We start from the raw sequence: 11,335 nt of genomic DNA, 5'->3' as shown, positions 1-11,335 counted from the left end.
AAGTCCGCGGTGGAGATGCGGGAGTACTGGGACACCGAGGTTCCGGGGGCGGCGGACTCCACGCTGCTGATCGCCGAACGCGTCCAGTCCTACGAAGAGGTCTACGCGCACAAGGACCGGCTGCCGTTCTTCGAGGTCCCCGAGGGCTACGACCAGGGCACCTGGCTGCGCGAGGAGGTCCAGCGCGGGCTCAAGTGGCGGTTCCCGGACGGCGCGCCCGAGGGTTACCAGGAGCGCATCGACACCGAACTCGACGTCATCATCGGCAAGGGCTTCCCGGCGTACTTCCTGATCGTCGCCGACCTGATCAACTACGCCCGGCGCGTGGGCATCCGGGTGGGCCCCGGCCGTGGTTCGGCCGCCGGTTCGCTGGTCGCCTACGTGCTCGGTATCACCAACCTGGACCCGATCCCGCAGAAGCTGCTGTTCGAGCGGTTCCTCAACCCCGAGCGCGTCTCGATGCCCGACATCGACATCGACTTCGACGACCGCCGCCGCGGCGAGATGATCCGCTACGCCACCGACAAGTACGGCGTGGACAAGGTCGCCCAGGTCATCACCTTCGGCACCATCAAGACCAAGGCGGCGATCAAGGACGCCGCCCGCGTCCACTACGGACAGCCCGGCTACGCCATCGCCGACAAGATCTCCAAGGCGCTGCCGCCGCCGATCATGGCGAAGGACATCCCGCTGTCCGGCATCGTCGACCCGAAGCACGAGCGCTACGGCGAAGCCGCCGAGGTGCGCGCGCTGGTGGAGACCGACTCCGAGGTCTCCACCATCTTCGAGACCGCCCGCGGCCTCGAAGGGCTGATCCGCAACGCCGGCGTGCACGCCTGCGCGGTCATCATGTCGAGCGAGCCGCTGACCAACGCGATCCCGCTCTGGCAGCGCGACGACGGCTCGATCATCACCGGCTGGGACTACCCGTCCTGCGAGGCCATCGGCCTGCTCAAGATGGACTTCCTCGGCCTGCGCAACCTGACCGTCATCGGCGACGCCATCGACAACATCAAGGCCAACCGCGGGGTCGACATCGACCTGGACACCCTCGGCGTCGACGACCCGGAGACCTACAAGCTGCTCGCCCGCGGTGACACGCTCGGGGTGTTCCAGCTGGACGGCGGGCCCATGCGGGACCTGCTGCGGCGCATGCAGCCCACGCTGTTCGACGACATCGTCGCGGTCGGCGCGCTGTACCGCCCCGGCCCGATGGGCATGAACGCGCACAACGACTACGCCGACCGGAAGAACAACCGGCAGAAGGTCAAACCGATCCACCCCGAGCTCGACGAGCCCCTGAAGGAGATCCTGGCCGACACCTACGGCCTGATCGTCTACCAGGAGCAGATCATGCACATCGGCCAGAAGGTGGCCGGTTACTCGATGGGCCGCGCGGACGTGCTCCGCCGCGCGATGGGCAAGAAGAAGCAGGAAGTCCTCGAAAAGGAGTTCGAGGGCTTCGAGGCCGGGATGAAGGCCAGCGAGCTGGTGCCCGGCGGGTTCTCCGACGAGGCGATCAAGGCGCTGTGGGACACCATCCTCCCGTTCGCCGGTTACGCGTTCAACAAGAGCCACGCGGCCGCGTACGGCCTGATCTCGTACTGGACCGCCTACCTCAAGGCGAACTACACCGCGGAGTACATGGCCGCGCTGCTCACCTCGGTCGGGGACAACAAGGACAAGTCGGCGATCTACCTGTCCGAGTGCCGCCGGCTCGGGATCAAGGTGCTGCCGCCGGACGTCAACGAGTCGGCCCAGCGGTTCGCGGCCGTCGGGGACGACATCCGCTTCGGCATGGGCGCGGTCCGCAACGTGGGCGCGAACGTGGTCGAGTCGATCATCAAAACCCGCGAGGAGAAGGGCAAGTACACCTCGTTCACCGACTTCCTGGACAAGTCGGAGCTGGTGGCCTGCAACAAGCGGGTGATCGAATCGCTGATCAAGGCCGGGGCGTTCGACTCGCTCGGCAACACCCGGCTGTCCATGGTGCAGGCGCACGAAGAAGCCGTGGAAGCGGTGGTGCCGCTCAAGCGCCAGCAGGCGATGGGCCAGTTCGACCTGTTCGGCCCGATGGGTGACGAGCCCGATGACGCCGCCGCGGCGGCGGCTTCGTCCCCGCTGGCGCACCTGAAGTTCAGCGACGAGGAGTACCCGCGCAAGCAGCTGCTCTCCTACGAGCGGGAGATGCTGGGGCTCTACGTGTCGGCGCACCCGCTCGACGGGGCCGAGCGGATCCTGCGCAAGCACGCGAAGAAGCCGATCGCGGCGATCCTGGCCGATCCGCCGAAGGAGGGCGAGATCGTGGTGTCCGGGTTGATCACGTCGCTGGAGCGGCGGGTCAACAAGAAGGGCGAGCCCTGGGCGATCTGCACGGTGGAGGACATGGACGCCTCGCTGGAGGTGCTGTTCTTCCCGAAGTCCTACGCGATCTTCGCCGCCGACCTGGTCGAGGACAACGCGGTGCTGGTCAAGGGGCGGGTCAACTGGCGCGAGGACAAGATGTCGGTGTTCGGCGGCGGGCTGGTGCCGCTGGACCTGTCCGACGCCGCGGTCGGGGACGAGGAACCGCCGCTGGTGCTGCTGGTCGCCGCGGAGAAGCTCGACCAGTCCGTGGTCAGCGAGCTGAAGTCGACCCTGCTCGCGCACAAGGGGGACACCCCGGCGCACCTGAAGCTGATCGGCAGGCAGGGCCCGCGGATGTACGCGCTGGACGACTACCCGGTGCGGGTCAGCTCCATGCTGATGGGTGAGCTGAAGAGCATCCAGGGCATCACCGCGGGCACCTGAGCGGGGGTTGGCGAGCCGGGGGCGGTGATCCGCGCGACGATGGACGGGTGAGCACAGCCGAGGCCAGTCACCGCGCGGAACCGGACCCCCGACGCTGGAAGGCGCTGGCGGTCACCTTGACCGCGGGTTTCATGGTGCTGCTCGACGTCAGCATCGTGAACGTGGCCCTGCCGTCGATGCAGCAGGACCTCGGGGCGTCGGCGGGTGGCGTGCAGTGGGTGGTCTCCGGGTACGCGCTGACCTTCGGCCTGGTGCTGGTGGCCGGCGGCAGGCTGGGTGACGCGCTGGGCAGGCGGCGGATGTTCCTGGTCGCGCTGACCGGGTTCGTGCTGACCAGCGCGCTGGCCGGGCTGGCGCCGAACGAGGTGCTGCTGATCGTGGCGCGGCTGCTGCAGGGCATGGCGGGCGGGCTGCTCACCCCGCAGAACACCGGGCTGATCCAGGAGATGTTCTCCGGGGCCGAGCGCGGGCGGGCGTTCGGCATGTTCGGCGCGACGGTGGGCATCTCGACCGCGGTCGGGCCGGTGCTCGGCGGGGTCATCCTGGCCGTGTTCGGTGATCCGGAGGGCTGGCCGTGGGTGTTCTACGTCAACGTCCCGATCGGCGTGCTGGCCCTGGTGCTGGCGGCCAGGCTGCTGCCGAAGTCACCCCCGCGGTCGAAGCGGGAGCTGTGGTCCGAACTGGACTTCGTCGGCGCGCTGCTGCTCGGGCTGGCGGTGGCCGGGGTGCTGTTCCCGGTGATGGAGGCCGAGCAGGGCGGGCTGGGGGAGCTGTGGTGGCTGTTCCCGATCTCGGTGGCGGTCGGGGCCGTTTTCGTCTGGTGGGAGCGGCGGCTGGTGCGGCGGGATCGGGCGCCGCTGCTGGACGTCCGGTTGTTCACCGAGGTGCCGGGTTTCTCCAGCGGGGCCACGCTCGGCTCGGTCTACTTCTGCGCGTTCACCGGGATCTGGCTGGTCTTCGCGATGTTCTTCCAGCAGGGGCTGGGCTTCACGCCGCTGGAGTCGGGGCTGGCGGTGACGCCGTTCGCGGTCGGTTCGGCGGTGTCCGCGGTGGTCGCCGGGCGGCTGGTCGAGCGCTGGGGACGCCGGTTGACCGTGACCGGGCTGAGCATGGTGATCGCCGGCATGGCCGGGTCGGGGCTGGCGGTGCTGGTGTTCCCAGCCGAGCACGCCGGGCTGGCGGTGGCGCTGCCGCTGCTGATCGGCGGTCTCGGCGGTGGCATGGTGATCTCGCCGAACACCACGCTGACGCTGGAGTGCGTGCCGACGAAGATGGCCGGGGTGGCCGGGGGCGCGTTGCAGACCGGGCAGCGCATCGGCACCGCGATCGGCACCGCCACGCTCGCCTCGGTGTTCCACGCCGTGGTCACCGGTTCGGGTGAGGACTACCCGGTTTCGCTGGCGGTCTCGATGGGCTGCGCGGCCGGGCTCACCGCCGTCGCGCTCGGCCTCGGCATCTTCGAACTGCGACGGCGGCGGGTCGCGGTCAGCAAGGAGACCAGCGTGTTCGCCGACAGCCCCTCGGGGTGACACGCCGGCCGGTTCAGCGGAGGGCGCTGCCCGCCAGCCACTCGTCCCACGGCACCGACCAGTCGCCGTAGAGGTCCCAGACCGGTAGTTGCGGGCCGCCGGAGTTCGTCACTTCGACCACGTCGCCGAGGCCGAGGTGGTCGAAGAACCACTTGGCGTTCTCGGCGTTGAGGTTGAGGCAGCCGTGCGAGACGTTCGCACTGCCCTGCTGGCCGACGCTGTTCGGGTTCTCGTGCACGAATTCGCCGTCGTTGGAAATGCGGAGCGACCACTTCTCCTGCGTCCGGTAGTAACCGGGGGAGCCCGGGCAGACGCCGTAGGTGCAGGAGTCCATCGTGTAGCTTTCGTGCTTTTCCGAAATGACGTGCGCGCCGAGGTGCGTCGGGGTGGCGTCCTTGCCCATGGAGATCGGCATGGTCTTGACCAGCTCACCGCTGTGGAAGAGCTGCATCTGCTCGGTGGCGCCGTCGGCCTTGGCCACCCAGGAATCGTGCACCCGGTACGTTTCTTCCCGGTCCTGCGCGCCGTAGACCCCGCCGCCGAAATCGACGCCGTAGACCTTGGCCGCCACCTTCAGCGTGGTGCCCGGCTGCCAGTACGCCTTGGGGCGGTAGTGCACGTTCTGGTCGTCGATCCAGTACCAGCCACCCTCCTGCGCCGGTTCGGAGACCACCGACAGCGACTTCTCCACCGCCGCTTTCGCCGCGTCGCCCTTCACCGGCCGGCTGAACTGGAACACGATCGGCTGCCCGACGCCGATCCCGCTCCGCGCCACCGCGCCCGGCGCCGGGATGAGGTTCGGCTCCGCCTGCTGCTTCGGCGTCAGCGTGCTGATCTCCGCGTGCTGCTCGATCGGTTTCCCCTGGGCGTCAACGGCTTTCGCGGTGATCGTGTAGCCGGCGCCGTAGCCGAGCGGCTCGGCCGAGGTCCAGCTGGTGCGGTCGGGGGCGAGCGTGCCCTTCACCTGCGTGCCGCGGGCGGTGTTGGCGACGGTCACCTCGGTCAGCCCGGCGTTCTCGGTGTGCACGGTGATCGGCGTGCTCGGGCTGAGGTCCTGCCCGCCCGCCGGTTCGATGCGCACCACGGGCTGCCCCGGCGCCGGTTCGGCGGTGCCCGGTGCGGCACCGCCGGAATCACCCGCGGAACACGCGGAAAGCAGCAGCAGCGCAACCGCCTGGAGCAACAGTAAAGGCTTCTTGGGTGGCATTTGATCTCTTTTTTAAGAATTGGAGCAGTGGATTTCCCGTTGCCCCAAAACTACCGGAGACCACGGTCAGGGGGTGGCGAGGCCGGGTACCCCGTAAAGCCCGGGACCGTGCACGGAAAGGCCGGCGAGGTGCTTTTTGGCCGATTCGTACGCGAGTGCGGTGAATTCACCGGTGCGCCGGAAGTCCAGCGGGCTCACCCGCACGGGTGGCGGGCCGGGCAGGTAGACCACCGGCACCTCGGCCGCGGCCAGCGGCGCCTCCAGCACGGCCTGGTTCCGCATGCTGATCATCGCGGTGAACATCACCACCTCGGCCATGGTCTGCGGCCGGGCGGGCAGCTGGCCGGGGAACGCGCAGTCGAGCACGATCAGCGACTTCGCGCCCATCGCGATCGCCTGGCGCATCGGCACGTTGGCCACCAGCCCGCCGTCGTAGAGCAGCCTGCCCTGGTGCTCGACCGGCGGGTAGATGCCCGGGATCGCGCAACTGGCCAGCAGCGCGGGCCGGAGTTCGCCGGAGCGGATCAGCCGCGGCTCGGCGGTCTCCACGTCGGTGGTCACCACCCCCAGCGGTAGCGCGAGGTCGTCGAAGGTGGTGCCCTCGCCGAGGTACTCGTCGACGATGGCGGCCAGCCCGGTGTTGGGGAACAGGTTGGTCCGGCTGTGCCGCAGGGTGCGCGCCTGGCTGAACACCCCGCCGGGGAACGCTTCGTGCCGGGTCATCCGGGTCCAGACGCGGGTCAGGCGCTCGGCCCGGTCGTCGCCCCCGAGCGCCAGCACGGCCCCGTTGAGCGAGCCGACCGAGGTGCCCACCACCAGGTCGGGGTGGTGTCCCGCCTCGGTCACCGCCCGCAGCATGCCGACCTGCATCGCGCCGAGGCTGCCGCCGCCCCCGAGCACGAAGGCGAGCGGGCGGGGCAGGTCCGCCGTGGTCATGCGCTGTCCTCCTGATCGATCGAACTGTTCAGCAACGTAGCCCGCCTGCCGGTTTCCCTTCCGCTACCCATGGGTAACACTGGTCACAGTTTCCGGAACGGACTTGACGGGACTCGTCGATTCGAGGAAGGGGAGGCTGCCGTGACCGACCAGCCCAAGGTGACGGAGAAGGAAGCCCGCGCGGTGGCCGAGGAGGCGAGGGAGAGCGGCTGGCAGAAACCGTCCTTCGCCAAGGAGCTGTTCCTCGGGCGCTTCCGCCTCGACCTGGTGCACCCCCACCCGCTGCCGTCCGCGGCGGACGAGACGAAGGCGGAGCGGTTCCTCAGCCAGCTCCGCGCCTACTGCGAAACCCTCGACGGCACGGTGATCGAACGCGAGTCGCGCATCCCGGACGAGTTCGTCAAGGGCTTCGCCGAACTGGGTTGCTTCGGCATCAAGATCCCCGAAAGCTACGGCGGCCTCGGGCTGACGCAGTTCGCCTACAACCGCGCGCTGATGCTGGCCGCCTCGGTGCACCCGACGATCGGCGCGCTGTTGTCCGCGCACCAGTCCATCGGCGTGCCGGAACCGCTGAAGCTGGCCGGTACCGAGGAGCAGAAGAAGCGCTTCCTGCCGCGGTGCGCGAAGGGCGCGGTGACCGCGTTCCTGCTCACCGAACCCGACGTCGGCTCCGACCCGGCGCGGCTGGCCACCTCGGCGGTCCCGGTCGACGGCGGTGAGGCGTACGAACTCGACGGCGTGAAGCTGTGGACCACCAACGGGGTGGTCGCCGAACTCGTCGTGGTGATGGCCCGCGTGCCCAAGAGCGAGGGGCACCGCGGCGGGGTCACCGCGTTCATCGTCGAAGCGGATTCGCCGGGCATCACCGTCGAGCACCGCAACGCGTTCATGGGCCTGCGCGGCATCGAGAACGGGGTGACCCGGTTCCACAAGGTGCGGGTGCCGAAGGAGAACGTGGTCGGCCGCGAGGGCGACGGGCTGAAGATCGCGCTCACCACGCTGAACACCGGGCGGCTGTCCATTCCGGCGATGTGCGCCGGTGCGGCCAAGTGGTGCCTGAAGATCGCGCGGGAGTGGTCGGCCGAGCGGGTCCAGTGGGGCAGGCCGGTCGGCGAGCACGCGGCGGTGGCGAACAAGATCTCCTACATCGCGGCCACCTCGTACGCGCTGGAAGCGGTGCTGGACCTGTCCGGGCACATGAGCGACGAGGGCCGCAACGACATCCGGATCGAGGCCGCGCTGGCGAAGCTGTGGGCGAGCGAGGTGTCCTGCCTGATCGGCGACGAGCTGATGCAGATCCGCGGTGGCCGCGGGTACGAGACGGCCGAGTCGCTGGCCGCGCGCGGGGAACGGGCGGTGCCGGTCGAGCAGCTGGTCCGCGACCTGCGGATCAACCGGATCTTCGAGGGCTCCTCGGAGATAATGCGGCTGCTGATCGCGCGGGAGGCGGTCGACTCGCACCTCACCGCGGCGGGTGACCTGGCCGATCCGGAGGCCGACGTCAAGGCCAAGGCGAAGGCGGCGGCGAAGGCGAGCGGGTTCTACGCGAAGTGGCTGCCGAAACTGGTCGCGGGCAAGGGCCAGGTGCCGACCTCCTACGCCGAGTTCGGTGCGCTGGCCGGGCACCTGCGGTACGTCGAGCGGACCGCCCGCAAGCTGGCGCGGTCGACCTTCTACGGCATGGCGCGCTGGCAGGCCGGGCTGGAGAAGCGCCAGGGCTTCCTCGGGCGGATCGTCGACATCGGCGCCGAACTCTTCGCGATGTCGGCCGCCTGCGTGCGGGCGGAGATGCAGCGCGGGATCAACCGCGAAGAGGGCGAGGCGGCCTTCGAACTCGCCGACGCCTTCTGCCGCCAGGCGCGGCTGCGGGTCGAGGCGCTGTTCGACGCGTTGTGGGACAACACCGACGACGTCGACCACCGGATCGCCACGCGCACGTTGAAGGGCCGGTACACCTGGCTCGAAGAGGGCGTGCTCGACGTGAGCGAGGGCACCGGTCCGTGGATCACCGACTGGCAGGCCGGCGCGTCACAGCACCAGAACGTGGCGCGCCGGTACCTGCCGCCTCAGAACGGGAACTGACGCGCCCGCAGTTCCTTGACCAGCCGGTCGCGTTCGGGTCCGGACGCCACCCTGGCGTCCAGGGCCGCTTTGTCGCCGGTGCACTCGACGTCCTTCTCGGGCAGCGTGCCAGCGGCGAGGAAGGCGGTGGCGGCGTTGGAGCCGCAGGCGTTCTGCGTGGTCAGATAGGTGCCGTGCCCGCCCTGCTCGGCCAGCACCAGGCGGGCGCGGTCGCCGAGCGCCTTGCGCATGGCCAGCGCCCCGGGCAGCGGGGTCGCCGGGTCGCGCTGGTTCTGCAGCAGCAGCACCGTCGGCTGCCCGCGGTCGGCGACCACCACCGGTTCCGCCGGGCGGCCCGGCCAGTAGGCACACGGCCAGACGTTGGACGGCATGCCGCCGGTGATCGGGTAGCGCTTGCGGTCGCGTTCCACGTCGCGCTGGTACTGCGCCGGGTCCCGCGGCCAGCTGGCTTCGTTGCAGGTGATCGCCCAGAGCGTGGCGGGCACGGACTGGGACTCCTCGGCCAGCTGGAGCTCGCGGGCGTCGGCGGCCTTCACGGCGTCGCTGAGCTGGGCGGCCTGCCAGAGCTTCGCCAGGTTCGGGAAGCTGTCGTCGGAGTAGAGGCCGTTGCGCACCTCCCCGCGGAAGTCGTTGCCGGTCAGCGGACCGCCGCGGGTCTGCAACGGAGTGGCGTCGAGCTTGGCGACCAGGGCGAAGTAGGTGTCGCGGACCGCCTGCGCGGTGTCGCCGAGGCCGTAGGTGGCGTGCCGGGCGGCGGCCCAGCCGGCGAAGTCCTCGAAGCGCTGCTCGTTGGCCGGACCCCAGTGCTGCCAGACGGTGCGCCAGACGTTGGTGGGGTCGACCACGGCGTCGAGCACGACGCGGTCGCTGCGCTCCGGGAAGAGCGTGGTGAACACGGCACCGAGGTAGGAACCGTAGCTGCCGCCGAAGTAGGAGATCTTCTCCTCGCCGAGGGCGGCGCGGATGCGGTCCATGTCGCGCGCGGTGTTGGCGGTGGTGACGTGCGGGATGTCGGGGCTGGCCGCGCACTGCTTGGCCACCTGCTCGGCGAAGGCCAGGTTGCCGGTGATCGAGCCGTCCGGCGCCGGGTAGGGGATGAGCTTCGTGGCGTCCTGCTGCTCGGGCGTCAGCTCGCAGGAGACCGGGGTGCTGGCGCCGGTGCCGCGGGGGTCGAAGCCGATCAGGTCGTACTGGTCGGTGACCCCGCGCGGGGCCAGCTGCCCGACCGGCCACGGCATGTCCAGCCCGCCGGACCCGGGCCCGCCGGGGTTGAGCAGCAGCACCCCGCGGCGGTTCGGCCCGGTCGCCTTGTACCGGGACACCGCGATCTTGATCTGCGGGCCGTCTGGCTGGCGGTAATCGCGGGGCACGCTGATCTGGGTGCATTCCAGCTGGCGGCGGTGCTGGCAGGGCGCCCATTGCACCGACTCCGCCTGAGCCACCGGCACCCCCGTCGCGGCGAGCACGAGGATCGCGGTGAGTGCCAGCCCGGTCCGTTTTCTGCGCATGCTGCCTCCCAACATTTTTTCGTTGGGAACAGCCAACTACCAGCACGGGACGCGCGCATCTCCGCACGCCGCGCTGCACCCGTTCGAGTAGTGGGTGCCGGTTCCGCGTCCGTGCGGCGGAATTGCCCGTTCGGGTAGCCGAATTCGCATTCGAGTGGCCGGATTCGATTTCACGGCTGCGATCAGCTGCCTCGAACGGGCAATCCGGGTGATCCGGTTTACGGCCGGGTGGGGTCGGTGTCCCCGGGGCTACCGGAGGTCGCGGAGGCGGCCGTGGCCGAAGGGGCGGTGGGCCCCGAGCCGCTGTCGGCGGTGGCGGGCGTGCCGGTCGCGGTGCCGCGGTCGGCCGCCGCATCGGCGTTGGCGGCGGCGCGCTTGCGCTTGATCAGGACGAAGGCGACGAAGGCGGCGGCGATCAGGGCCAGGATGATCCAGCTGCCCTTGCCGACGGCGGCTTCGAGTTGTTCGGCGGCCTCGCCGGCCGCGGCGCCGATGCCGATGTGCAGGGCGCACCAGGCGGTGGCCCCCACGGCCACCGGCGGCAGGAACTTCCGGAACGGCAGGCCGGAAGCCCCGGCGGCGGCGGGCACCAGGGTGCGCATGACCGGCAGGAAGATGGCGATCAGCACCGCCCAGGAACCCTTGCGCCGCAGGAAGTCGCACGCCTTGTCCCAGCCGTCGGCGCCGTGCTTCTGGACCAGCTTGGTCTGCCGCAGCCGGGGCCCGAACTTCTTGCCGAGCAGGTAACCGACCGAATCGCCGCCGATCGCGCAGATGGTGGTGACCAGCCACATCAGCAGGAACTTCGGCGTGCTGTCCACGGTGGTGCCGAGGATGAACAGGCCGGACTCACCGGGGGCGATGAAGCCGAGGCCCAGCGTGCACTCGCCGAAGACCAGCAGCCCGGCCCCGGCGGTGACACCGGCGGGCGGCAGCGCTCGCAGCCAGTCGAGAATGTCGGTCACCAGTGCCACGTGAAAGTCCCCTCGGTTCGTTCGGTGGTTTCGGATCAGCCCCATCAGGCTAGTGCTGACCCTAGCCATCGGGCGTCAACCTTTGGTCAGGGGATTTCACCCACTTTGGTGCTAGGGGACGTACGACTACCGGCTCAGGAGGCTGGTGGCCTCCTGGGCGGCGGGGCCCTGCGCAGCCAGGTGCGCCAGGTTCTCCGGCAGCTCCTCACCGCGGTGGGCCTTGGTCTGCGCGTACAACCGGCCCGCCCGATACGACGAACGCACCAGCGGACCCGCCATCACCCCGGCAAAACCCATCGCCTCGGCAGC

Annotated in this window: 7 protein-coding genes and 1 pseudogene; 3 read left to right on the top strand and 5 right to left on the bottom strand. The window is 70.0% G+C overall.

The features are described 5' to 3' along the window. Both dnaE and AC07EG_RS40105 read left to right on the top strand, forming a co-directional pair. On the top strand, positions 1-2,790 hold a 2,790-nt coding region (dnaE, locus tag AC07EG_RS40110; RefSeq protein WP_478258520.1), incomplete at its 5' end, for a DNA polymerase III subunit alpha. Positions 2,791-2,837: 47 nt separating this feature from the next. Beyond that, positions 2,838-4,319 carry an MFS transporter gene (locus tag AC07EG_RS40105; protein ID WP_478258519.1) on the top strand — a complete coding sequence of 494 codons (1,482 nt, stop codon included), beginning with the start codon at positions 2,838-2,840 and terminating at the stop codon, positions 4,317-4,319. A 13-nt stretch (positions 4,320-4,332) separates the two neighbouring features. On the opposite strand, the gene AC07EG_RS40100 is transcribed toward AC07EG_RS40105, so the two are convergent. Together AC07EG_RS40100 and AC07EG_RS40095 are read right to left on the bottom strand one after the other, a co-directional pair. Next, complete coding sequence (locus AC07EG_RS40100) at positions 4,333-5,526, bottom strand: L,D-transpeptidase (RefSeq protein WP_478258518.1); 1,194 nt, start codon at positions 5,524-5,526, stop codon at positions 4,333-4,335. A gap of 66 nt (positions 5,527-5,592) precedes the next feature. Next, complete coding sequence (locus AC07EG_RS40095) at positions 5,593-6,462, bottom strand: patatin-like phospholipase family protein (protein WP_478258517.1); 870 nt, start codon at positions 6,460-6,462, stop codon at positions 5,593-5,595. 141 nt (positions 6,463-6,603) lie between these two features. Here AC07EG_RS40095 and AC07EG_RS40090 point away from each other — a divergent pair, with 141 nt between their 5' ends. Next, positions 6,604-8,544 carry an acyl-CoA dehydrogenase family protein gene (locus tag AC07EG_RS40090; protein ID WP_478258516.1) on the top strand — a complete coding sequence of 647 codons (1,941 nt, stop codon included), beginning with the start codon at positions 6,604-6,606 and terminating at the stop codon, positions 8,542-8,544. On the opposite strand, the gene AC07EG_RS40085 is transcribed toward AC07EG_RS40090, so the two are convergent. The 3 genes and pseudogenes from AC07EG_RS40085 to AC07EG_RS40075 form a co-directional block, all read right to left on the bottom strand. Next, positions 8,529-10,052, bottom strand: a complete 1,524-nt coding sequence (locus AC07EG_RS40085; protein WP_478258515.1) for an alpha/beta hydrolase — start codon at positions 10,050-10,052, stop codon at positions 8,529-8,531. The two genes, AC07EG_RS40090 and AC07EG_RS40085, sit on opposite strands and share 16 nt — an antisense overlap. A gap of 218 nt (positions 10,053-10,270) precedes the next feature. Beyond that, positions 10,271-11,017 carry a DedA family protein gene (locus AC07EG_RS40080; protein WP_478258514.1) on the bottom strand — a complete coding sequence of 249 codons (747 nt, stop codon included), beginning with the start codon at positions 11,015-11,017 and terminating at the stop codon, positions 10,271-10,273. A 135-nt stretch (positions 11,018-11,152) separates the two neighbouring features. Further along, a pseudogene (locus AC07EG_RS40075) lies at positions 11,153-11,335 on the bottom strand (lipoyl synthase); the annotation flags it as partial.

This window comes from Amycolatopsis sp. NPDC045836 (assembly GCF_056431745.1).
Note: the sequence above shows the minus strand (reverse complement) of the source record. Positions and strands in the feature narration are given on the sequence as shown.

Excerpts from the sequence above, each read along its gene's own strand:
- AC07EG_RS40100 (WP_478258518.1), bottom strand. The coding sequence starts at position 5,526 with ATGCCACCCAAGAAGCCTTTACTGTTGCTCCAGGCGGTTGCGCTGCTG.
- AC07EG_RS40095 (WP_478258517.1), bottom strand. The coding sequence starts at position 6,462 with ATGACCACGGCGGACCTGCCCCGCCCGCTCGCCTTCGTGCTCGGGGGC.
- AC07EG_RS40085 (WP_478258515.1), bottom strand. The coding sequence starts at position 10,052 with ATGCGCAGAAAACGGACCGGGCTGGCACTCACCGCGATCCTCGTGCTC.